The 22,581-nt window shown below is 70.0% G+C and carries 21 protein-coding genes and 1 tRNA gene; 10 read left to right on the plus strand and 12 right to left on the minus strand.

Going from position 1 to position 22,581, the window contains the following annotated elements; translation table 11 throughout:
- Positions 1-79 precede the first annotated feature (79 nt).
- From Pmi06nite_RS09505 to Pmi06nite_RS09525, 5 genes are all read left to right on the plus strand, one after another.
- Positions 80-1,324: a VWA domain-containing protein gene (locus Pmi06nite_RS09505; RefSeq protein WP_203952530.1), complete on the plus strand. Its 1,245-nt coding sequence runs from the start codon at positions 80-82 to the stop codon at positions 1,322-1,324.
- Between the two features lie 2 nt (positions 1,325-1,326).
- Positions 1,327-2,205, plus strand: a complete 879-nt coding sequence (locus Pmi06nite_RS09510) for a hypothetical protein (RefSeq protein ID WP_203952531.1) — start codon at positions 1,327-1,329, stop codon at positions 2,203-2,205.
- 543 nt (positions 2,206-2,748) lie between these two features.
- Entirely contained in the window at positions 2,749-3,762 is a 1,014-nt protein-coding gene (locus tag Pmi06nite_RS09515; RefSeq protein WP_203952532.1) for an RNA polymerase subunit sigma-70, read from the plus strand.
- A 5-nt stretch (positions 3,763-3,767) separates the two neighbouring features.
- Complete coding sequence (locus Pmi06nite_RS09520) at positions 3,768-4,076, plus strand: hypothetical protein (RefSeq protein WP_203952533.1); 309 nt, start codon at positions 3,768-3,770, stop codon at positions 4,074-4,076.
- Positions 4,060-4,515 carry a DUF6069 family protein gene (locus Pmi06nite_RS09525; RefSeq protein ID WP_203952534.1) on the plus strand — a complete coding sequence of 152 codons (456 nt, stop codon included), beginning with the start codon at positions 4,060-4,062 and terminating at the stop codon, positions 4,513-4,515. The genes Pmi06nite_RS09520 and Pmi06nite_RS09525 overlap by 17 nt, the downstream gene beginning before the upstream one ends.
- 207 nt (positions 4,516-4,722) lie before the next feature.
- Here Pmi06nite_RS09525 and Pmi06nite_RS09530 read toward each other — a convergent pair.
- A tRNA-Ser gene (locus Pmi06nite_RS09530) sits at positions 4,723-4,811 on the minus strand.
- Between the two features lie 111 nt (positions 4,812-4,922).
- Complete coding sequence (locus Pmi06nite_RS09535) at positions 4,923-7,325, minus strand: MinD/ParA family ATP-binding protein (protein WP_239113782.1); 2,403 nt, start codon at positions 7,323-7,325, stop codon at positions 4,923-4,925.
- A 115-nt stretch (positions 7,326-7,440) separates the two neighbouring features.
- Here Pmi06nite_RS09535 and Pmi06nite_RS09540 point away from each other — a divergent pair, with 115 nt between their 5' ends.
- A complete protein-coding gene (locus Pmi06nite_RS09540) occupies positions 7,441-8,403 on the plus strand; it encodes an NAD(P)H-quinone oxidoreductase (protein ID WP_203952535.1) in 963 nt (320 codons plus the stop codon).
- 116 nt (positions 8,404-8,519) lie between these two features.
- Positions 8,520-9,047: a bacterial proteasome activator family protein gene (locus Pmi06nite_RS09545; RefSeq protein WP_203952536.1), complete on the plus strand. Its 528-nt coding sequence runs from the start codon at positions 8,520-8,522 to the stop codon at positions 9,045-9,047.
- Positions 9,048-9,074: 27 nt separating this feature from the next.
- Here the strand turns inward: Pmi06nite_RS09545 and Pmi06nite_RS09550 are convergent, their stop codons facing one another.
- Positions 9,075-9,869: an HAD family hydrolase gene (locus Pmi06nite_RS09550; RefSeq protein WP_203952537.1), complete on the minus strand. Its 795-nt coding sequence runs from the start codon at positions 9,867-9,869 to the stop codon at positions 9,075-9,077.
- A gap of 242 nt (positions 9,870-10,111) precedes the next feature.
- Between Pmi06nite_RS09550 and Pmi06nite_RS09555 the strand changes: the two genes are divergently transcribed.
- Positions 10,112-10,315 carry a cold-shock protein gene (locus Pmi06nite_RS09555; RefSeq protein ID WP_203952538.1) on the plus strand — a complete coding sequence of 68 codons (204 nt, stop codon included), beginning with the start codon at positions 10,112-10,114 and terminating at the stop codon, positions 10,313-10,315.
- Between the two features lie 224 nt (positions 10,316-10,539).
- On the opposite strand, the gene serS is transcribed toward Pmi06nite_RS09555, so the two are convergent.
- The 4 genes from serS to Pmi06nite_RS09575 all read right to left on the minus strand — a co-directional run bounded on the left by serS (position 10,540) and on the right by Pmi06nite_RS09575 (position 14,624).
- The gene (serS, locus tag Pmi06nite_RS09560; RefSeq protein WP_203952539.1) at positions 10,540-11,817 is read right to left on the minus strand and encodes a serine--tRNA ligase; all 1,278 of its coding nucleotides are present in this window, start codon (positions 11,815-11,817) and stop codon (positions 10,540-10,542) included.
- Between the two features lie 80 nt (positions 11,818-11,897).
- Positions 11,898-12,818, minus strand: coding sequence for a prephenate dehydratase (pheA, locus tag Pmi06nite_RS09565; protein ID WP_203952540.1), 921 nt, complete (start codon positions 12,816-12,818; stop codon positions 11,898-11,900).
- Between the two features lie 68 nt (positions 12,819-12,886).
- The gene (locus Pmi06nite_RS09570) at positions 12,887-13,327 is read right to left on the minus strand and encodes a DUF4446 family protein (protein WP_203952541.1); all 441 of its coding nucleotides are present in this window, start codon (positions 13,325-13,327) and stop codon (positions 12,887-12,889) included.
- Positions 13,328-13,349: 22 nt separating this feature from the next.
- Positions 13,350-14,624 carry a glycosyltransferase 87 family protein gene (locus Pmi06nite_RS09575; protein WP_203952542.1) on the minus strand — a complete coding sequence of 425 codons (1,275 nt, stop codon included), beginning with the start codon at positions 14,622-14,624 and terminating at the stop codon, positions 13,350-13,352.
- A gap of 197 nt (positions 14,625-14,821) precedes the next feature.
- Between Pmi06nite_RS09575 and Pmi06nite_RS09580 the strand changes: the two genes are divergently transcribed.
- Positions 14,822-17,032 carry a hypothetical protein gene (locus tag Pmi06nite_RS09580; RefSeq protein WP_203952543.1) on the plus strand — a complete coding sequence of 737 codons (2,211 nt, stop codon included), beginning with the start codon at positions 14,822-14,824 and terminating at the stop codon, positions 17,030-17,032.
- Here Pmi06nite_RS09580 and mptB read toward each other — a convergent pair.
- The 3 genes from mptB to Pmi06nite_RS09595 all read right to left on the minus strand — a co-directional run bounded on the left by mptB (position 16,923) and on the right by Pmi06nite_RS09595 (position 19,963).
- The gene (mptB, locus tag Pmi06nite_RS09585) at positions 16,923-18,332 is read right to left on the minus strand and encodes a polyprenol phosphomannose-dependent alpha 1,6 mannosyltransferase MptB (RefSeq protein WP_203952544.1); all 1,410 of its coding nucleotides are present in this window, start codon (positions 18,330-18,332) and stop codon (positions 16,923-16,925) included. The two genes, Pmi06nite_RS09580 and mptB, sit on opposite strands and share 110 nt — an antisense overlap.
- Before the next feature lie 509 nt (positions 18,333-18,841).
- The gene (locus Pmi06nite_RS09590; RefSeq protein WP_203952545.1) at positions 18,842-19,606 is read right to left on the minus strand and encodes a glycosyltransferase family 2 protein; all 765 of its coding nucleotides are present in this window, start codon (positions 19,604-19,606) and stop codon (positions 18,842-18,844) included.
- A 6-nt stretch (positions 19,607-19,612) separates the two neighbouring features.
- A complete protein-coding gene (locus Pmi06nite_RS09595; protein ID WP_203884330.1) occupies positions 19,613-19,963 on the minus strand; it encodes an STAS domain-containing protein in 351 nt (116 codons plus the stop codon).
- 291 nt (positions 19,964-20,254) lie between these two features.
- Between Pmi06nite_RS09595 and Pmi06nite_RS09600 the strand changes: the two genes are divergently transcribed.
- On the plus strand, positions 20,255-20,641 hold the full coding sequence (locus Pmi06nite_RS09600) for a hypothetical protein (RefSeq protein ID WP_239113783.1): 387 nt from the start codon (positions 20,255-20,257) through the stop codon (positions 20,639-20,641).
- Here Pmi06nite_RS09600 and Pmi06nite_RS09605 read toward each other — a convergent pair.
- Both Pmi06nite_RS09605 and Pmi06nite_RS09610 read right to left on the minus strand, forming a co-directional pair.
- Positions 20,633-21,751 (minus strand): sensor histidine kinase, encoded by a 1,119-nt coding sequence (locus Pmi06nite_RS09605; protein WP_203952546.1) that lies wholly within the window; start codon positions 21,749-21,751, stop codon positions 20,633-20,635. The two genes, Pmi06nite_RS09600 and Pmi06nite_RS09605, sit on opposite strands and share 9 nt — an antisense overlap.
- On the minus strand, positions 21,748-22,446 hold the full coding sequence (locus tag Pmi06nite_RS09610) for a response regulator transcription factor (RefSeq protein WP_203952547.1): 699 nt from the start codon (positions 22,444-22,446) through the stop codon (positions 21,748-21,750). The genes Pmi06nite_RS09605 and Pmi06nite_RS09610 overlap by 4 nt, the downstream gene beginning before the upstream one ends.
- Between the last annotated feature and the right edge of the window lie 135 nt (positions 22,447-22,581).

The following is a 22,581-nucleotide window of genomic DNA, read 5'->3' on the forward strand; positions in this document are numbered from 1 at the left end:
CGAGGAGCGGACGGAACGGCTAAAAGGCCGGGCAAGGACGGTGATCCGAGCGTCGTCTGATGATCACTAAGATCGCCGAGTGATCTTCAGACGACGCCCGGCCGCAGCCCTGCTCGGGATGCTGGCCGCACTCTCCTTACTTGGTGTGCCCCCCGCGCACGCCGACGAGACCACCCCGAAGGAACCGCCCAAGGTCGAGCTGGTCCTCGACATCAGCGGCTCGATGCGGGCGCGCGACATCGAGGGCCACAGCCGGATCTCGGTGCTCCAGCAGTCCTTCAACGACGTGCTGGACGCGCTGCCCTCCGAGGCACAGGTCGGCATCCGCGTCCTCGGCGCCACCTATCCCGGCAACAGCAAGGCCGTGGGCTGCAAGGACACCCAGCAGCTGGTGCCGATCGGCCCGATCGACAAGCTGGAGGCCAAGACCGCCGTCGCCACCCTGCGCCCCACCGGCTTCACCCCGGTGGGCCTGGCGCTGCGTGCCGCCGCTCGGGACCTGGGAACCGGCGAGACCACCCGCAGGATCGTCCTGATCACCGACGGCGAGGACACCTGCGCCCCGCCCGACCCGTGCGAGGTCGCCCGGGAGCTCGCCGCGCAGGGCACCCACCTGGTGGTGGACACCCTCGGCCTGACCCTCAACGACAAGGTGCGCAGGCAGCTCACCTGCATCGCCTCCGCCACCGGCGGCACCTACACCGCCGTCACCAGCAAGACCCAGCTGACGAACCGGATCAACCAGCTGGTGGACCGCGCCGCGACCACCTACACCCAGACCCCGGCTCAGGTGGACGGCACCGACAATTGCACCGGCGCCCCGCTGCTCAGCCCCGGCGCCTACACCGACCGGGAGCAGTTACAGGAACACCGCTGGTACCGGGTCCCGGTCCGCGACGGGCAGGAGCTGCGGGCCTCCGTCAGCGTCTCCCTGGACCGCGCACTCAACCGCGACTACGGCGTGCTGCTGCGGGCCGTCTCCCAGGACGGCCGGGAACTGGTTCGCGGCACCGACGCGGGCAGCGACCGCACCGATGTGCTCTCCACCGGCCTGCGCTGGTCCGCCGAGCAGGACGCTCCCGACCAGACCGTCTGCCTGGTGGTCAGCAACTCCTTCTCCTCGCCCACCGCCACCACCGCCGCAACACCCGGTATGCCGCTGGAGCTGATCGTCGGCGTCGTCGACTCATCCCCCGCCCCGAACGGCCCGGACCTGGGCCGCGGCTGGGGGCTGCTCGGCCTGCTGGCCCTCGCCGGCCTGGTGGGTGGTCTGCTCTTCGGCTGGCTGGCGCGCTGGCGGGTCTCTATCTGGAGGGCGAACTGACGATGCGTACAACTTCCGTCCGCCGCTGCGCCGGGGCGCTGTCCGCCGCTGCGGCCGCACTGCTGCTCTCCGCCGGCCCGGCCGCCGCCGACACCGCCTCACCGTCGCCGTCCCCGTCGGAAAGCCTGGCGCCGGTGACCACGGCCGGATCCTCCTTCCTCACCGCGACCGCCGTCCAGCCCGAACAGCCGGTGCAACTGGCCGGCTCCACCGGCGACTACCTCTACTGGTCGTTCACCGCCGAGGCCGGGCAGACCGACAAGATCGCGATCACCGTCACCCTGCCGCCCACAGCCTCCCGGCACGGCGCGTCCAACTGGGCCGTGGACGTCTTCGACGGGCTCCGCCGCCGCCAGGCCTGTACGGCAGGCGCCCAGACGCCGACCGCTGCGGCCGGCGCCGCATCGGTCACCCTGGGCTGCACCCTGCGGCAGGTCCGCGCGTGGGCCGAGCCGTGGTCCGGCGACCCGCTGCCCGGCACCTACTACGTCCGACTGGCCGTCACCGGACTGCCCGAGCAGGATCTGGGCCTTCCGATGCAGGTGGCGATGCGGATCACCGCCCATGACAGCGACGACATCCAGCCGGAGGGCGGCGAACTCAAGGCCCCGCTGACCCAGCCGGTCAGCGCCGGCGCAGTGCTGACCTCGGCGCCGCCGGTCGCGGTCGAGGAGGAGAAGGACTCCGGCTGGAACTGGGACTGGCTCCCCGACTTGTCGGCCCGCTGGGCCTGGACCGCCATCGGCGGTGCCATCGCGGCCGTCACCGGCGTCGGCGGCTACAGCCTCACCCGGCATCCACGTCGGCGCATGTCGAATCCCGACGGCTTCAACCGCCCTTCGTCGACCACACGCCAAGAGCATCCCGTGAATATCACGTGAACAACGGCCGAGGCCTCCTCAAGGCGGCCTGCGACTGACTCGCTGGGGGGAGGCGCATGATGGTGGTCATATCGCACTCCCTGTGTCGTTGCGCCCAACCGTGTGCGATGGACGGGCGTCCCATGGGGTACGAACCCTCCCCCCCAGCCCCCTGCAGCAATCGTGGCCGACGAGCCGGACGGTCGGCGGGCCTAGCGTATCCGCCGATCCGATAACGCAACAGCGCCGGGGTTCGAATCTCTTCGGGCGCATCTCCCCAGGTGAGCCGGGTCTCGGCTCCAAGATCAAGCCAATCCTTTTCGATGGACCTCGTGCCGTGCCCGTGCGTCCATGACCGCCGCGTCATCGTGAACCAGGCGACCCCGGCACGCGCCAGGCGGTCGCGCACCCGCGCCCACTCTGGTGGACCCGCGCCCTCCTCGCCGGTACCGCGCGTCGTGCTCCGCCACTGGATCGGCCATGCCGACCGACCCTGGTGATGAGTTGTCGCGCCTGCACCCGTCACACCTACGACGGGACACGACGAGGCGGAAGGATGACGTGATGAGTGCGGACACGCGGCTGGAGGAGCTGGGCGTGAGCGGTTTGGGCGGCAGTGGTCTGGGCGAGGTCGACGAGCCGGCGTTCTCGGGGCTGGCTGAGCGGCACCGGCGGGAGCTGCACGTGCACTGCTACCGGATGCTCGGGTCGTTCGAGGACGCCGAGGACACCGTGCAGGAGACGTTCCTCCGTGCCTGGCGGCGGCGGGAGACCTTCGAGGGGCGGTCGACGTTCCGGGCCTGGCTGTACCGGATCGCCACCAACGCCTGCCTGGACCTGCTCGCCAAGTGCCGCCCGGAGCCTGCGACCGGCGGCGAGGTGCTGTGGCTGCAGCCCTACCCGGACCGGCTGCTCGACGAGTTGCCCGCGGGCGACGCGGACGAGCCGGAGACCGTCGCCGTCGCGCGGGAGACGATCGAGCTGGCGTACCTGGTCGCAGTCCAGCACCTCGCGCCGCGCCCGCGGGCCGTGCTGATCCTGCGGGACGTGCTCGGCTGGCCGGCGAAGGACGTCGCGGAGCTCCTCGGGGACTCCGTCAACTCCGTGAACAGCGCGCTGCAGCGGGCCCGCGCCGGCATGCGGGAGCACCTGCCCGCCGAGCGGCAGGACTGGACCGGCGGCGAGGAGGACGCCGGGACGCGCGAGCTGGTGCGCCGCTATACCGACGCCAGCGTGGCCACGGACGTCGTCGGGCTCGCCGCACTGCTGCGGGACGACGTCCGCTGCTCGATGCCGCCCACGCCGGGCCTGTACGTCGGCCGCGACACGGTGGTGAACGACTGGGTCGAAAGCGGCTTCGAGAGCATGAAGCACCTGCGCGCCGTCCTCACCTCCGTGAACCGGCAACCCGCCGTCGCCTTCTACCACTGGCAGAAGCAGGAGGGCGCGTACCTGCCGCTGACGATCGACGTCCTGCGCATCACCGGCGGGGCGATCACCGAGATCGTCACGTTTCACGACGACCAGTTCCCGCGGCTCGGGCTGCCGGAGCGCCTGCCGGCGGACGGCACGGAGTAGTCCCGGTGTGGACGCTCGCGCTGCGCGGTGGCGCGCGTGTCGCGGTGGTCGCGGCGGAGTGGTGCGACGCGTTCGGCGTCGTCACCCGCGGGCGGGTGCAGCTGGAGTTGCGGGACGGCGAGCCCGGGCCGGTCCTCGGACGCGACGCCGGGTTCTGGCTCCGCGGCACCGGCGTCCGCGCCCTGCGGAACCCCGGCCGTCGCACGGCGAGGGTGCGCATCGTCACCCCCAGGGCCAGGACTGTCACATGCCAGTCAACACACCCCGTACGCCAGCCCCGAATGACGGAGGAACGACATGAACAGCATGAATGACAGTGGGGTCGTCACAGGCCCGGCATCGGGCCAGACCCGCCACACCCGCCCACTCCGCAGGCTCGCCGGCACCGGCTTCATTGCCACGCTCGCAGCGATGGCGGCCACCACCCTCGCCGCTGCGCTTGCCCAGGCCGTTGGCGTCGACTTCGAGATCCCGGATGGTGGCGAGACGATCCCGTTGCCCGGGTTCGCCGTCGTGACCGGCTTCTTCTCGGTCGTGGGCACGGTCATCGCCGTCGCTTTTCTTCGTTGGAGCGCTCGCCCCGCCGAGCGATTCGTGTGGACGACAGTGTCGCTGACCGCGATCTCGTTGGTCCCGCCCCTCCTCTCCGGGGCAAACACCGCCACCACCACCGCCCTCCTCGGGCTACACCTCGTCCCTGCGACGGTGATGATCCCCACCCTGGCGCGGAGCCTCCGCACCCGGACCGATTGACGATCCCGCAACGGGACGACGTGCGGCGGTGCAGGCCCTCCGCGCGCCGCGTAACTAGCTAGATCGACCTCAAGATCATCCCGTGAATATAACGTGGCCAACGGCCGAGGGCCGCTCATGGTGCCGTACGGCTGCGCACCCCGGAAACGACGAACGGTGCCCGACCCAGGCGAAGCCACTGGTCAGACACCGTTTCGGGAGACAGAGCGGAGAGCGTGGGATTCGAACCCACGAGACCGGTCACCCGGCCTAGCGGTTTTCAAGACCGCCGCCATCGTCCACTAGGCGAGCTCTCCAGGTGACGCCCGCGAAGACGTCATGCTGCACCATACTCTCTCACCGCCTGTGTAATCCCCGCGACCGCATATCAAACGATCTTCCCCGGGCATCCGCGGCGGTGAGAGCGCCTACAGCTGGTCGGGGATCTCAGAGAACCTGCGCTCCCCCAGCGCGTGGGGCCCGGCGAAGCCGTCGCCCACGCTGGCCGCCAGCTTCAGGTACGCCTCCCGTGTCGCCTCCTGGAGACGCTCGAGGTCGATCTCGGCGCCCTCCTCCAGGTGCGGGTCGTAGGGCACCCGGATGACGGCACGGCACCGAGCGGTGAAGTGCGCCTCCAGCCTGTCCAGATCCACGGTCGACTTCGACCGCGGCCGGACGCTGCACAGCACCACGGTCGCCGCCCGCACCAGGTCCCCGTAGTTGTGAGCCTCAAGCCAGTCCAGCGTCGCTGAGGCCGCCCGGGCACCGTCGACGGACGGCGAGCTGATCAGCACGATCTGGTCGGCCAGCCCGAGAACGCCGGACATCGCGGAGTGCAGCAGCCCGGTCCCGCAGTCGGTGATGCAGATCGAGTAGAAGTTCTCCAGCACCTGCGAGACGGCGGCGTAGTCCTTCGCGCTGAACGCCTCGGACACCGACGGATCGCGGTCCGACGCCAGGATCTCCAGCCTCGACGGAGCCTGCGACGTGAACGCCCTTATGTCCACGTACCGCTTGATCTGCCCGCGCTCGTTGAGCAGGTCGCGTACGGTCGCCGCCGTCTCAAGCTCGACCTTGTCGGACAGGGTTCCGCGGTCGGGGTTCGCGTCGACGGCGATCACGCGGTCGCCGCGCACCTGGGCCAGCGTCGCGCCCAGTCCCACCGTCGTGGTCGTCTTGCCGACGCCGCCCTTGAGGCTGAGCACGGCCACGCGGTGGTGCCCTGTCGCGACGGGCGTCCGGGCCCGGTTGACCAGTTCACGGCGCCGCCGTACCTCTGGAGGCTCGCCCGGCTTGATCCACCCGGCCGACGCCTTGTAGACGAGCCGGCGCCAGCCGCCCTTGGGAGCGTTCCTGCGGCCCTTGAGGAGGCTGACCGGATCGAGGCTGTCCGCCGACGGCTTGTTGCCCGCGACGGACCGCGACGGAGTGTTGAACGCCGGCGGCGGGGCCTGACGGCGTCGCGGTTCGTACTGCGGGCGATCGTCGGTGTCGACCCCGTCACGCTCGTACGGCCGGCGCTCGTCGACGGCCAGATCCTCCCGGAGGGAGCCGGAGAACGGGTCGTCCTTGATCGGGGGCTTGGGCTCGACCGCCGGAGTCGTGACGTGGAACGTCGCGTCCGGGCCTGCGAAGCCGTCCGACCGCTCCCCGGGGAACAGCCGCTCCGTCCGGAAGGAGTGCTCCCCCGAGACCGAGGCGGAACGGTCCGCCGCGAAGGGATCCGCAGGAGCGGCCTCTCCGGGGAAACGCTCCCCAGGGAAACGCTCGCCGGGGAAGCGCTCGGGACGCGCCTGCTCTCCTGTGAAGGACTCGGCGCGCAGGGCCTCTCCGGGGAAGGACTCGAAGGGCTCCTGCGCCGCGGCCCTGCTGTCCGCAGGCAGCCGCTCGGGCATGCTCGGCCACTCAGAGTGCGCGGCCTTCTCCACCGAGGGGCGTGCATCCGCGGACTCCGCCGGGGCGATCTGGTCGACCGGTACGGCCGGCTCCAGCCAGCCCCGCAGCGGTTCCTCAGTCGCCGAGGCGGACGACGAGGCAGGCGACGAGGGAGAAGACGACTCCCCGGCAGGCGCGGGAGTTTCGGAAGCCGAACCGCCCGGCTTGCGGGGGTCGGCGTCGGCGAAGGCGCCCAGGCTGAAGGAGTCGGTGTCAGCGGGAGAGTCGTTGAAGGCGCCCTTGCCGAAGCCGCCCCCGAAGCCCGATCCCGAGGTGGACTCCTGGTCACTGCCGGACGGCTTGGCCGTCCCCATCGCGTCGACGTCCTCGTGGGTTGCGGCCCGCTCGGCGTCCTCCACCGTGGGCGCTCCGGCGACGGGGCCGCTCAGCGCGGACGTCCGGAACGCGGACCCGAACGGGTCGAACGGGTCGATGGCCGGCTCGGCCGGGCGTTCCGACGATTCGGCGCGGTCACCCCGAGTGGCCGGCTCCGACACGACCTCGGCGGGCAACGCGGCGGCCCCGAGGGCCGGTCCGGCCGCGGACTCCTTGCTGCCGGTGTCCTCACCGGGCGGAGCGGCCAGGGCGGCGTCGTCGGCCACGGCCACGGAGCCGTACATCGAGTCGACCGCGTTGCGGAACAGCGCGCCTGACGCGGGCTCCGACGGGACGAGGCTCCACGGGTCCTGGGGGTACGGCGAAGGGGCCTCGCGGCCTGCCGGCTGGGCGGGAGGACCCGCGGGGGAAGACGCGCCAGGAGACGCGGCGGACGCAAGGGTCGCCGAAGTGACCGCGCTCACCGCGATCTCCACCTCGTCGGGCATTTCCTTGATCGCGTCCAGCCATGCGAGCTGGTCCTCGAGAGAATGAGGATCCTCTCGATCATGTCTCGCCACCGTGTACCCCCTCGGGATGGGCTAAAAGGGCAGCAAACACATTGGAGATTAGCGTCCCGTATTACGCTGAATGCGGGCAACCGTTGAGTTCGACCGCCACGCTACTTTAGGTGACATGCGTGCGATTGTGATTTCCGAGCCCGGCGGACCCGACGTCCTGAGCTGGCGAGAAGTGCCCGATCCGCGTCCCGCCGCAGGTCAGGTCGTCATCGACGTGACGGCGTCCGCGGTCAACCGGGCCGACATCCTCCAGCGGCAGGGCTTCTATCCGCCGCCCAAGGGCACCTCCGACATCCTCGGCCTCGAGTGCTCGGGAGTGATCGCCGAGATCGGCGACGGCGTCGAGGGGTTCTCCGTCGGCGACCAGGTCTGCGCGCTGCTCGCGGGCGGCGGGTACGCCGAGCGCGTCGCCGTCCCGTGGCAGCAGGTCATGCCCGTCCCCGAAGGGCTCGCACTGGACGTGGCCGCCTCCCTTCCCGAGGTCGCCTGCACAGTCTGGTCGAACGTCTTCATGACCGCCAGACTGCGCAAGGGCGAGACCCTGCTCGTCCACGGCGGCGCGAGCGGGATCGGCACCATGGCCATCCAGCTCGCCAAGGCGTTCGGCTCGCACGTGCTCGTCACCGCCGGGTCCGACGACAAGGTGCGGCGCTGCCTCGACCTGGGCGCGGACGAGGGCGTGAACTACCGGGAGGAGGACTTCGCCGAGAAGTTCAAGAACCGGGCCGACGTCATCCTGGACATCATCGGCGCCAAGTACCTCCGCCAGAACGTGGACGCACTCAAGATCGGCGGACGGCTGGTCCTCATCGGCATGCAGGGCGGAACGGTCGGCGAGATCGATCTCGGCAAGCTGATGGGCAAGCGGGCCTCGATCTCCGCGGCCGGTCTGCGCGGACGCCCGGTCGATGAGAAGGGCGCCATCTGCCGCGGCGTCGTGGCCAACGTCTGGCCGCTGATCAGCGCCGGAGCGATCCGTCCCGTGGTGCACGCCGAGGTCCCCATGGCCGACGCCACCGAGGCTCACCGCATGCTCGAGGCGAGCGAGCACATCGGAAAGATCCTGTTGGTCCGGTGAGCTAGGTTGGATCGCGAGAGCAGGAAAGCGAGCCTGGCCGCTCAGCGAAGCAGGCCGCCGACGGCCGGCACGGGGCGGGGCGAGCCAGGAAGCGAATCAGGAGTGGTAATCGACCCATGAACGCAGACGAGAGCACCCCACAGATCGTGGTCGTGGGGCCCGAGGGCCTCTCGGTCTCCGGCGATGGCAAGGAGAGCGAGCAGGAGGAACGGTCCGTCGCCGAGCTCGTCGAGCAGCCGGCGAAGGTCATGCGGATCGGCAGCATGATCCGTCAGCTTCTCGAGGAGGTGCGCGCGGCCCCCCTTGACGACGCCAGCCGCAAGCGCCTCAAGGACATCCACCAGAGCTCGATCAAGGAGCTGGAGGACGGGCTCGCCCCAGAGCTCGTCGACGAGCTGGAACGGCTTTCGCTCCCCCTCACCGACGACAACGGCGCCCCCCCGAGCGACGCGGAGCTGAGGGTCGCTCACGCCCAGCTCGTCGGCTGGCTCGAGGGCCTGTTCCACGGCATCCAGACCACCCTGTTCGCCCAGCAGATGGCCGCACGGGCGCAGCTGGAGCAGATGCGCAGGGCGCTTCCCGGCGGCATGACCCAGCAGAGCCCCGACGAGGCGACCCACCGCGGCGGCGGCCCCTACCTGTAGGACTTTCGCACGACGCCCCCGAGCACGTCAGAACAGATCCTCAAGAATCCGGGCGACTCCGTCGTCGTTGTTGGCCGCCGTCACGTGATCGACGGCGGCCAGCACGTCTTTGTGGGCGTTCGCGACGGCGTACGACGTGCCGGCCCAGGTCAGCATCGGCAGGTCGTTGGGCATGTCCCCGAAGGCGACCACATCAGCCGGCTTGATCCCCAGATCGCCCGCGAGCGCGGCCAGCGCCGTGGCCTTGGTCACTCCGTGGGCGCTCATCTCGATCAGCCCCCGCCCACTCGAGTGGGTGGGCGTCACGAGATCTCCGACGATGTCGAGCGCCTCGCGGTGCAGGTCGTCCGGGTGCATCGACGGATGTAGGGCGAGCAGCTTGGCGCACGGCCGGGAGGTCAGCCTCGATGTCTCCACCCGCTGCCCGTTCACCCTCTGAGCGTCCCAGCCGCCCACCGGGAAGTCCGACTCGTGGGCGAAGCCCTGTTCGTACTCCACGGAGAAGGTCAGGCCGTCGATGTGGCCCCGCAACCGCCGGACGGACTCCTCCAGGACGTCAGGGGCGATCAGGTGAGACTCCACGATCGCCTCGGTGTGGAGGTCGTAGACGAGGGCTCCGTTGGCGCAGATCGCCAGCCCCCGATGTCGTACGGCTCCCGCGACGGCGTGCATCCAGCGGGGCGGCCGCCCGGTGACGAAGACCAGCGTGCCGCCGGCCTCCTCCACTCGCGCGAAGGCGGCGGCCGTCCGAGCGGAGACGCTGCCGTCGGAGCGCAGCGCGGTGCCGTCGAGATCCGTGGCGACGAGACGAGGGCTGGTCATGACGCGTTCCAGTTTGCACGCTGTTATGCGTTGGCACACCTTCGAGGGGTGCCTGGGAGAAGAAATCTCACCCAGAGATGGAACACCAACGCGCGCCATAGTGTTAGATGTGATGGCGTTGTATTAGCTGTTCCCGTAGCGAAAACCAGCTTGACTGTTATGAGCCACCCGGGGAGCTGTGCGACACACCGGGGCCCACGAGGTGTGGTGCCCCAAGATTCACTTCCTTAGGGAGAGCATTAATGGCTCAGGGAACCGTCAAGTGGTTCAACGCTGAGAAGGGCTTCGGCTTCATCGCACCGGACGGCGGCGAGCCCGACGTGTTCGTGCACTTCTCGGCGATCTCCGGCTCCGGCTACCGCAATCTGGAAGACGGCCAGCGGGTGGAGTTCGAGGTCACCTCGGGCCCCAAGGGTCCGCAGGCCTCCAACGTGCGGGCGATCTGACCCACTGACTCACTGAAGGCGGGGTTCGCATTGCGAACCCCGCCTTTGGTGTGTACGGGCCAGACCATTCGTCTACTCGTGAACGCTCTCGGGAACACGAAGGAACATGGCGAATCGGTTAGGTACACCGAGTAAACGTTTTTTCGGACCGCTCCATCCGGACACGGACCGCACTTTCCCCGCTTAGCGCGCAATCGCCGATTACGCGCTAAGCGGACAAGAAATCAGCGCGCGACCCGTCCCTTGACCGGCTCGAGGATGTCGAGCCCGACATACGGCCGCAGGGCCTTCGGAACGATGACCGAACCATCCGCCTGCTGGTGGTTCTCCAGAATGGCGACGATCCACCGAGTGGTCGCGAGTGTGCCGTTCAGCGTGGCGACGTGCTGGGGCTTTCCGTCCGCGTCCCGATAGCGGACCCGCAGCCTGCGCGTTTGGAACTCGGTGCAATTGGACGTCGAGGTGAGTTCGCGATAGCGGCCCTGGCTCGGCACCCAGCCCTCGCAGTCGAACTTCCTGGCGGCGGACATGCCCAGATCACCCGCCGCGACGTCGATCACGCGGTAGGGGACCTCGACCTTCTCGAGCATCTCCTTCTCCCAGGCGAGCAGCCTGAGGTGCTCCTCGTGCGCGTCCTCCGGCGGGCAGTACGAGAACATCTCGACCTTGTCGAACTGGTGGACGCGGATGATGCCCCGCGTGTCCTTGCCGTACGAGCCGGCCTCGCGGCGGAAGCAGGACGACCAGCCCGCGTAGCGCAGCGGCAGCGCACGGGGGTCGAGGATCTCGTCGGCGTGGTAGGCCGCGAGCGGCACCTCCGACGTGCCCACGAGGTAGAGATCGTCGTCGGGCAGGCGGTAGATCTCCTTGTCGTGGGACACGTGGAAGCCGGTGCCCTGCATCGACTCCGGCTTCACCAGCACGGGAGTGATCATCGGGATGAAGCCGGCCTCGACGGCCTGCTGCATCGCCATGTTCAGCAGGCCCAGCTGGAGCCGCGCGCCGACGCCCTTGAGGAAGAAGAACCGGGCGCCCGACACCTTCGCGCCGCGCTCCACGTCGATCGCGTCGAGCAGTTCCCCGAGCTCCAGGTGGTCCCGGGGCTCGAAGTCGAATTCCGGCTTGTCCCCGATCTCTTCGAGCACGACGTAGTCGTCCTCGCCGCCGGGGGGCGCCCCCTCCTCGACGAGGTTGGGCACGCTCAGGGCCAGCCGGTCGAGCTCGTCGCCGAGAGTGGCCGCCTCGGCCTCCGCCGTCTTCACCTGCGAGGCGAGATCCTTCGCACGGTCGAGCAGCGCCGCGCGCTCCTCGCCCGAGGCCCGCGACACCGACTTGCCGATGCTCTTCTGCTCGGCACGCAACGATTCGAAGCCACTGAGGGCGCTACGACGGCGCTCATCGAGGGAGAGCAGCGCGTCGACGACCGTGTCGTCCTCGCCCCGAGCGCGCTGCGACGCCCGGAAACGGTCAGGTTCCTCGCGAAGGGTACGCAGGTCAATCACGGATCAAGGCTACCGGAGCCGGTACGGCCACCGCCCGCCACCGGCCGTCCGGCCCTCGTCGATCTCCGGTCGGGGGGACGTCAGACCCGGCCCTCGCGGATGCGGCTCAGCCAGCCGGCGGCCTCGGAGAAGTCCGTGTCGGCCGTGCCGCGCTTGATCTGCGTGATGACCTGGTCGGCACGGGGATAGCTGCCGAGGAAGCGGACGTCGTCGGACAGGCGGCGCAGACCGGAGATGGCCTCGCCCACCCGCGCGTCGGCGATGTGGCCTTCACAGTCGAAGTGGAAGAAATACCGGCCGATGCCGTCGCCGGTGGGGCGGGACTCGATCCGGGTCAGGTTGACCCCGCGGACCGCGAACTCGCTCAGCATCTCCAGCAGCGCGCCGGGATGGTCGTCCCTGAGGTAGACGACCAGCGAGGTCCGGTCGGCGCCGGTCGGCTGGGGCAGCTCGCCGGGCGGGCTCACCTTGACGAACCGGGTGACCGTGTCGGACCGGTCGCCGATGCCGGCGGCGACCTGGACCAGCCCGTAGTACTCGCCCGCTATGGCCGGGCTGATCGCCGCGTCGTACGGCGAGCCGGGAGCGGCCACCTCCTGAGCGGCGGCGGCGGTGGAGGACGACGCGACCACCACGGCGCCGGGCAGTTCGCGCTCGACGAACCCGCGGCACTGGGTGTGCGCCGCCGGGTGGGTGATGACCCGCTTGATGTGCCGCATCTCGGTGCCGGGACGCGCGAGCAGATAGAACTCGACCGGCAGCAGCAGCTCTCCGGTGATGAGGAGCGGCTGTCCCCAGGCGAGCTCGTCGAGAGTCTGGGTGATCGCCCCCTCCACCGAGTTCTCCAGGGGGACGACGGCCCCTCCGGCCTCGCCACGGCGAGCGGCGTCGAGAGCGGCGCCCACGTTGGCGGAGGGCACGCCTTCGGCGTCGGGCGCCAAGATCCGCAGGGCGGCCTCGCAGAAGGTGCCCTGCGGCCCAAGATAGGCGAGTTTCGACATACGACCAGGTTAGCCGCACAGAGGAGTCGCAAGTCGCACCTTCGCAGACCCGCGCCGACCCTCTCCGATCAGCGGGAGGTGACCGTCCATTGACGGCGCGTCCGCTGGGGCTCGACCTCCGGGCCGAGGCCGAGCCGGGCCGCCCGCACGGCCTGCTCCTCCTCGGGCGAGAGCGGCTGGCCACCCTTGCCGGCGTAAACGGAGCGGACGTAGGTGCGCGTCTCGGACCGGCCGTTGATCGAGGTGAGCACGACGCCGTCACCGAAGCCGTTGATCAACGCCACGGAGAACGAGAGCCGCCCGGTCATCTCCTCGAGGGCGTCGTACCGGTACACCGCCACATCGCGGATGGCCCTGCTGTCGACGGCGCCCTCGACCGCGCTGCGCCGGGCCAGGGCGTCGAGACATTCCTCGACGGAGGCTCGCGCACCCCTGAGCGCGAGCAGGCCGATCGCCACACCGGTCGCGCCCGCGAGGACGCCGACCATCACCACCACGGTAACCAGCACGCCACCGAGCGTAACTACTCGGTCAAGGCGCCGTACGGAGAACCGGAGACCCGACTCGATCGGCGTTTCTCCGCCGCGGCAGCCAGGAGGCGAGCAGCCAGACGAGGCCGATCGCGCCGAGGCCGAAGGCGTCCTGCACGATCTTGCCGATGACCGGGCTCACGACCGGGATCTCCAGGGCCTTGATCGACACGCCCCACCAGGGAATGGGCAGCACGAAGTAGAGCCACGCGCCCGCGGCGACCAGTAGTCGCGTACGGTCCCTCCCCGAGCCCGCCAGCGCCGCGATCACGATGACGACCCAGGCCAGGTGGTGGATCCACGCCACCGGCGAGAGCAGCACGGCCATCAACCCCGTCAGCGCGACCCCCCTCATCGGGTCTCCGTCGCGGAACGCCCTGCGGGCGTGGCGGAAGCCGTACCAGCCGATCGCGGCGGCGGCGGCGAGCCAGATCGCGGCGGTCAGCCAGCCGGGCAGGTAGAGCCTGAGCAACATGCCGCGCAGCGACTGGTTGGTCGTGGCGGCGTTCGCCCCGAGCCGTTCCGAGTCGAGCAGCGCCGAGAACCAGAAGTCCTTCGCGTCGTCGAAGATGGCCAGGAACGGCAGGATCGTGAGCAGGCCGGCCGTGAAGACCGCCATGTAGAGGGCACGCCTGTGCTCGGGGTCCCCATCGCGCCGCGGAAAGCCCGTGACGGCCAGGTAGATCAGGAACACACCCGGCGTGAGCTTCACGGCGGTCGCCAGGCCGATCAGCATCCCGCGGGGCCACCACGGCTTGCGCACCACGCAGTCGAGCAGGCACAGCGCCACCAGGAAGAGGTCGACCTGGCCGAACCTGACCTGGTCCCTGATGGGCATCAGGTACATGCACGCGGCGGCCAGCAGGCCGAACAGCACGGGTACGGCCAGGCGCCCGCTGAAGCGCTCGAGCAGGGGCCGGAAGGAGTAGCCCACGGTGACGGCGAGGGCCACCACGATGCCGATCGTCCACACCCATTGGGCCGCGGGCCAGGACATCTCGCCCAGCGGAACCGCCAGCATCGCCGAGAACGGCGGATAGGTGAAGGGCAGCAACTGCGGCGCGGGAGTGATCACGTCGTAGACGGGCAGGCCGAGCAGGAGCGCCGATCCGCCCGTACGGTAGACGTCCAGGTCGACCAGGCGCTGGTCGGCGGGATTGCTCAGCCAGTAGGCGATCAGCGGGGTCGCGGCGACCGCGATGATCAGCAGCGAGACCAGGTACCGGGGCCACCCCCGCACCGACCTCGCCACCGCGGTCATCCGGCCAGTCGTCATGATGAGGGAGGCTACCGTGGACTCTGTCCTGTTCCTGTCTCTACGGCGTCCGATCGCCGGCGCGGATGGCCGCGGTGTTCCGCGTCCCTCCTCCGCCTGACCACCGCCCTCATTGTTCACTCGTCCAGCCCGAGATTGTCCGCCCGTCCAGCCGAGATTGTCCGCCCGTCCAGCCCGAGCCGAGGAGCCCGCGAACCGTGCACGGCGCTCAGCGATCCACAGCGGTCCGTCACCTGTTCTTCATCGCGGCCGCGCTCGTCGCGCTGCTGGCCGCGTTGGGAGCCGGGGTGACCGCCGCCCTGCCCGCCTCCGCGTCGTCCTCCGGCTCTCCCACGGGCCGCGTGGTCCTGATCGGAGTCCCCGGCCTGCGGTGGGACGACCTCGACTCGGCGCGCACGCCCAACCTGTGGGCCCTCGCGGCGAAGGGCGGCGTGGCGTCGCTCTCCACGAGAACGGTTCCTCCGGAGGGCCTGCCGGTGACCTGCCCGGCGGGCGGCTGGCTCACGGTGTCGGCAGGCCAGCGGGCGGGAACGGGTGGCGACTCGTGCACGCCTCTTCCCGCCCCCGTCGCGGCGCCGGACGGCTCGGCGACCGTTCCCGGCTGGGCCGGGCTGGTCGCGTTGCAGCGGGCGGGCTCATACAAGGCGGACATCGGCCTGCTCGGCCAGACGATCATCGGTGCGGGAGGACGTGTCGCCGCGATCGGGCCGGGGGCCGCTCTCGCGGCAGCCGACAAGTCCGGAAAGATCCAGAAATATGCTGCCAATCCGGGTGAGCTGCCGGATCTGACCCCGTACACCGTCGTGTTCGCGGAGGCGGGCGAGATCGCCCAGGCCTGGAACCAGGAGGGGGACGCCCGCCGGAGCGCGGCGGCCGCCGCCGATCGCACGGTCGGCTCGGTCCTCGCTCACGTGCCGGCCGGCTCGACGGTGCTCGTCGCGGGCCTGTCCGACTCCGGCGCCACCGCCCATCTTCACGTGGCCATGGCCACCGGCCCCGCCGGGCCCGCGGGCTCTACGGGCTCTACGGCGGGGCTCGAGCCGTACGGAGCGGGGTGGCTGACCGCGTCCTCCACCCGGCAGGACGCGCTGGTCACCCTCACCGACCTGACCGCGACCGTCACCCACGTCCTCGGGATCACCACCCCGGAGGGAGTCGTCGGCCGGCCGTGGCAACCGGACGGCACGGCGGACGGAACGGCGAAGGACTCCGTCGCCCGGCTCGCGGACGCCGATCTCGCCAGCCAGGTGCTCAAGCAGGTGCGGGAGCCGTTCTTCCTGGTCCTCGTGGTGGCGCAACTGCTCTTCTACGCGCTCGCCGCCGTCGTGATGCGACGGTACCGGCGGATGTTCGTGCCCGCCCAGATCGTCGCGGTGGTCAGCGCCGCGGTCCCGGTGTCGACCTTCCTGGCGCAACTCGTGCCGTGGTGGAGCCTGGCCCACCCGATGGCCGCGCTGTGCGGCACGATCCTGGTCATGGCCGGGGCGATCGCCGGGGTGGCCTTCGCCGGGCCGTGGCGGGGGCACGTACTCGGGCCGCTCACCGTGGTCGCAGGGGTGAGCTCGCTCGCCCTGCTCATCGACGTGATGACGGGGTCGAGACTCCAGGTGAACGCCGTGACGGGGTACGAGCCGGTGACGGGCGGCCGCTTCTACGGCTTCGGGAACATGGCCTTCGCCGTCTACTCGACCGGCACGATCCTGCTGCTGGCCGGGCTCAGTCAGGCTCTGCGGCGGTGGCGGGTCCCGGCGCTGGTCCTGTGCCTGGCCTACGGACTGCTGGCGATCGCCGCGGACGGCTGGCCGAACTGGGGGGCCGACTTCGGCGGCGTGCCGTCGTTCATCCTCGGGTTCGCCGTGTTCATGTTGCTGGTCACCGGCCGGAGGGTGTCCGTCATCCGGCTGGCGGTGATCGGCGCGGGCGGAGTCCTGGCCGTGGGACTGATCGCCGTCGCCGACTGGATGCGGCCGGCTGACCAGAGGACCCACCTCGGGACGTTCGTCCAGCAGGTCGTCGACGGCGAGGGCGCGTCGGTCGTCGGCCGCAAGCTCGGGGCGATGCTGCACACCCTGGGGAACCTGCCCCTGACCCTGCTCTCGCTGGTCGCCCTGGCCTTCCTGTTCCTTGTGCTCTCCCGGCCCTCGAAGTGGGGGGCGCCGGCGCTCAGTCAGGCGTACGGCCACGCCTCCGCGTTGCGGGCCGGTCTCCTCGGCACGCTCACCGCGGCCCTGGCCGGATTCCTCCTGAACGACTCCGGCGTCGCCATCCCGGCGATGGCCCTGACCGTGGCCGTCCCGCTCACGCTGGCCGCGTCCGTGCGCGCGCTCCAGCTCTCCACGCCCACCACGCCAGACCGATCGTCAGCGCAAGCAGACACCATGGCACGACCTGCGAACGGACCACGGTGACCGGCCAGTCCAGGCCCTCGGGCTGACCCATCTGCCTCGCCGGCAGATATCCGAGGGACAACACGGCCAGCCGTACGACGAGGAAGCCGTCGAGCGCCGGGCAGACCACCATCGCGAGCAGGGCGAAGGCCAGCCCGTCGTACCACGGCAGCACGTAGGGCGTGGCGAACAGCCAGGCCACGCAGAAGGCGAGAGCCACCCGTGGGGCGTCGAGCTCACCCTCCCGCCGGAAGGCCCTGACCAGCAGGAAGGCCAGGGCCGCGAGCAGGGCGTAGGAGCCGAGCTGGATCCACACCCGATAGGCGCCCGGACCGATGAGTGACTGGGCCGCGTGCTGGACGAGCTTCCAGGGCGTCGCCAGCGACAACGACTGACTGGCGTTGCGGACCTGGTCGAGCGAGTCGGGCCCCGCGAGCAGGTAGGCCACGAGCACGGTCAGCGTCGCCGATCCTGCGACGATCGCCAGCTTCCTCGGCGACCTCCGCAGCTCCCACGCGGGGCCTAAGGCGACGAGGCCGACCGTGACCTTCACCGCGATTCCGAGACCGAGCAGGACGCCCTTGCCCCTACCGAGGACGAGGGCGGCGACCATGAAGACGATCGCCAGAGTGTCGAGGTGCATGCCCGCCGCGAGGTGATAGACGACCAGCGGGTTGACCGTCCACAGCAGAGCCGCGCGGCGTCGCCGTACGGGATCATGCCGGGTGAACCGGTGCAGGAGCAACGCGGTCGCGACGAACGCGGCGGCATTGGCGAGTTCCATGACGAACACCGTCAACCGGAGCGAGTCGCCGCCGATGAGGGAGGCGAGCGCCTGTACGGCTGTCGCGACCGGCCCGTAAACGCTGGGCGTGTTCCGCCACTCCTCGACCCACCGGATGACGGGATCGGCGGGCAGATCAGCAGGAACGGTCACATAGGGGTTGTGTCCGAGCGTGACCATGCGCCCGTATGCCGCGTAGTTGAGATGGTCGGCGGACCCCGACGGCGGCAGGAAGGCGAGGACGACGGCGACGAGGCAGCCGGCGAGCAGGAGCCAGCGCGCGTCGGGCATCCGGTGAATGGAGCGCAGGCCCGCCGCCAGGCCGAGCGCGCCCAGGATGATGGCGGCTGCCGCCATGCCGATGACGAGACGGCCGTCGGGCATGACGTCGAGCGAGTAGGGCGGCTGCCACGGACGTCCCTGCAGCGGAGGCACCATCGCGGACGGCCCGAGCAAGCCGATCGTGATCGTCAGGAGAATCGACGCCGCCCCGGCCCCCAGCGCGACCCGCACCCCCACCCCTTCCCGCGTGATCATGCACAGGTTCCGGGATATGCCACCTGACCAGGCACTTCCCCCGGCGTGATCATGCACACATTCGGTGGCGGCATGCCTGACCAGGCATTCTTCTCGGCGTGATCATGCGCACATTCCTCTACAACCCCGCTGACCTGGCCCGATGGTATTCGTGATCTGGCAATCGAAGATGCGAGCGATCAACGGGGCGCCCCGAGTGACGCGGGTCGGGATCCTCACGCGATCGCATGCGGCGTTTCCGCCGGCGAGGGTAACACTAGGAGAACACGTGCATGATCACGACAGGCGTCCTGGCTGGTCGGCGCCGATACGCACGAATCCGTGCATGATCACGAACGGCATACGGCCTGATCGGAGCGGACGTCCACGAATCCGTGCATGATCACGACCGATGAAAGGGCAGGTCAGACATGCCAACACCGAAGGTGTGCATGATCACGCGCAGGGTTGTGGCACTTCAGGGCACACTTTCTCGAACCTGTGCATGATCACGGCGGGAAGGAAGGCGCTCAAGGGCGGGGGCGGAAGGCGTCCTTGCCTTGCTTGATGGCTTCCTTGCCATGCTTGATCGCCGGTTCACGGGCGGCCAGCGCGCGGCCGACGTCGCGGAACTGCTTCGCGCGGTGCATCTGGGCCCGCCAGTCGGTTCCCGTCGCCCGGTGGGCCATGTCGACCTCCACCTCGACCACGCGGAAGCCCTTGGTGAGCAGGTCGATGGTCATCCCGGTCTCGACACCGAATCCATGGGCGAGCGGCTGCGCGGCGTCGAACGCGGCCCGTGTCAGGCACCGCTGGCCGTTCAGCGGCTGGGCGGGCTCCCAGCCGGTCAGCCGTTTGATCCCGTCGCGGGCCAGCCGTACGACGATGCCGTGGCCCCCGAGCTTCACCCGGGTGGCGAAGACCGCGATGGTCATGTCGGCCGCACCGACCCGGACCGGCGTGATCAGCGCATGGGCCGCCGAAGCCGTCTCACCCAGGTCCGCGTCGAGGAAGAGCAGGTGCCGCGGAACATCCTCATCGAGGAGCTGTACGGCTTCCGCCCCGCTCTCCATCGCGGCGGCCTTGCCCTTGTTCCTGCTGTGCCGTACGACCCGGGCGCCGGCCGCCCTGGCCACCCGGCCGGTCTCGTCGGCCGAACCGTCGTCGACGACGACCACGAGATCCACGCCGGGCAGCTTCAGGGCGGCGGTCACGGTGGCGCCGATCCGGTCGGCCTCGTCCTTGGCCGGGATGACGACCGCGGTGTCCGGCGTCGGCACCACCAGTTCACTCATGTTCGGCTATCCCTGCTGCTCAGCCGTGAGCAGGTCCGCGGGCACCGTGTCGTGGACGGTGAAGACCGAGTCCAGGCCGGTGACCTGGAGGATCTTCCGTACCGCGGGTCGAGGCGCCGCCACCTCCAGGCTGCCGCCGCGTTCACGCAGCCGCTTGAGCGCTGACAACAGCACGTTCATGCCCGTGGAGTCGCAGAACTCCACTTCGGACATGTCGATGACGACCCGGTCCGGCCCGGTCTCCAGCAGTCGGGTGAACTCCGTCTGCAGCCGGGGAGCGGTGTACAGGTCGATTTCGCCGGCGACCGCCATAACGGCGTGACCGGCGTGGGATTGCGTCGCGACTTTGAGCTCCACGAGGCGCACACTAGCGCCGTACCGGCCCCGGGTCACGTTCCTCCGGAATTACCGATGAGTCGTCCGCCCTTTGTCCCCGATTCGGGCAGCGAGTACACGCAGAGTGCGCGAAGCTTGACCGTATGCGACACCGGCTTGGCCGGATGGGGGGCCCGGAACCTCCGCGTCTTGGTCGTCACTTCGCGAAGGAGGGCGGGCGCCGAGCACAGTGGGCCCGAGAGCATGATGAACAGTGAACTTCCCGAGGATCATCAGCGGCGAACGCTCAGGGAGCGGCTTGAGGTCATCCAGGTGCGCACAGAGAAGGCGACGTCGTGGCGTGACACGGCCGAACCGCTCCGCTCGCTGATCAATCGCGAGGGATATGTCCCGATCAGCGCGCGACTGGCCGGAGAGGATCTCGAGTTCCTCTCCGAGGCGCGCGATGAGCTGCTGAACTTCACGGAGCTGGGCATCCGGCTGCTGGATCTCCACCAACCCCGGGACGCCGGAGGGATCACGAGCGACGCCGCCAATCCGATCCTGCGGTGCAGAAGCTGTATGTGGCGGTGGCCCTGTCCCACGTTCCGCGCCATGGCCGAGGCGTTCACCTTCCGCGAGCCGGGCAGCCGCGGCTCGGAACGCGACAGCCATCCGGACACGGGTGCCGACGCCGGCCCAGGAGGAGATTCAGCCTGACAACGGCAACCTGATCTCGAAACGGCAACCGGGGCCCTCGTTGACCACGCCGATCATGCCCTGGTGCGCCTCCACGATGCCGCGGGCGATGGCCAGCCCGAGCCCCGCCCCGCCGTACGGGCCGGGAGTGCGGGCGGCCTCGCCGCGGAACGCCACGTCGAACACCCGCGGCAGGTCGTCCTCGGGGATCCCCCCGCAGCAGTCGAGGACCGACAGGCTGACCGTGTCGCCCTCGGCGACCGCCCGCACGGAGACGGTTCCGTCCGCGGGAGTGTGGCGGATCGCGTTGACCACTAGATTCCGTACGGCACGGCTCAGCTCACCCGCGTCCGCGTCGACGGGCAGGACTGCGTCCGCCTCGCCGGACAGGCGGACGCGCTTGGCCCTCGCGAGAGGCTCCACACCCGCAAGGGCGTCGGCGACCAGGTCCGCCAGGCCGACCTTGCTACGGGAGAGCCGCAGCGTGCCCGCATGGATGCGGGACAGTTCGAAGAGGTCGTCGACCATGCCGGAAAGACGGTCGACCTCGAGCCTGATCTGCGTGTGGTAGCGCTTGACCGTGTCAGGGTCGTCGGCGACGCCGTCCTCCAGCGCCTCGGCCATGGCGCGCATCCCCGCGAGCGGTGTACGGAGATCATGGCTCACCCAGGCGACCAGCTCACGCCGAGCGCTCTCGAGAGTCCGCTCGCGCTCCTGCCCCAGGCGCAGCCGCTCGTACGCCTGCTCCAGAGCCAGGCCGATGGTCTCGAGCTCGGCGGGCAGCGGACCCTCCGGAGGTACGAACCGGCCGGACGGCGAAACGTCGTCGAGCGCGGCGACCAGCCGTCTGCTCGCCAGCACCACCCACCGCGCGTTGACGAGCGCGACGCCCAGTCCCACGAGGCCGCCGATGGCGACGACGGTGAGCACGATGTTCCTCGGCCGGCCCTCGATGATCATTGCCAGCGTGACCGCGACCACGCCGGCGAGCGTCGCCGCAACCGTAATCACCGCCACGACCGCGAGCATCACGCCGATCGAGTGACGACGGAGAACCCGCAGCAGGGCGAGCCCCAGACCTGCGATGACCAGGCCCAGTCCCGCGCTCACGGCCATGATCTGGAGGATCATGTCAGCGGCTCGTATCGATAGCCGACCCCCCAGACGGTGACGATACGCCGCGGGTCGGTCGGATCCGGTTCGATCTTCTCCCGGAGTCTGCGCACATGGACGGTCACCGTCGACGTGTCGCCGAAGGACCATCCCCAGACCTGGTCGAGGAGGGCCATGCGGCTGAACGCCTGGCGGGGATTGCGCAGCAGGTAGGCCAGCAGGTCGAACTCTCTGGCGGTCAGGACGATCTCCTCGCCGCCGACCGTCACCTCGTGCGCGCCCACGTCGACCACGAGATCGCCGTCGCGCAACACGCCGGTGCCGGTAGGCACCAGCGCGCCGCGGGCGCGCCGGAGCACCGACTGCACCCGGAGGGCGAGTTCCCGAGGGCTGAAGGGCTTGGTGACATAGTCGTCCGCCCCCGTCTCGAGGCCCACGACCCGGTCGATCTCCTCACCCAGCGCGGTCAGCATGATGACCGGCACCGGCCACCGCTCCCTGAGCTTCCTGCAGACCTGGAGCCCGTCCATCTTCGGCAACATCAGGTCGAGGACGAGGAGGTCGGGCGGGTCGGCGAGCGCCCGCCGGAGCGCCTCGGCGCCGTCGCCCACGCATTCGACCTTGTGACCGTCGCGCTCCAGGTAACGGGCGACGACCTCTGCCACGGTCGGGTCGTCGTCGACGACCAGGACACGTGCGGGATTTCCAGTCATCGGACTCCTCGGGATGGCATATCCCCACGGTATGGCCGCCCCATCCCGCACTCCGAGGCCCGTCACCAGACCGTAAGAGTTGCCCCACCCCCCTTCCCCCCACCCCCCCACCTCTGCCGTGATCATGCACACATT

This window comes from Planotetraspora mira, from assembly GCF_016863275.1.
Classification (GTDB): Bacteria; Actinomycetota; Actinomycetes; order Streptosporangiales; family Streptosporangiaceae; genus Planotetraspora; species Planotetraspora mira.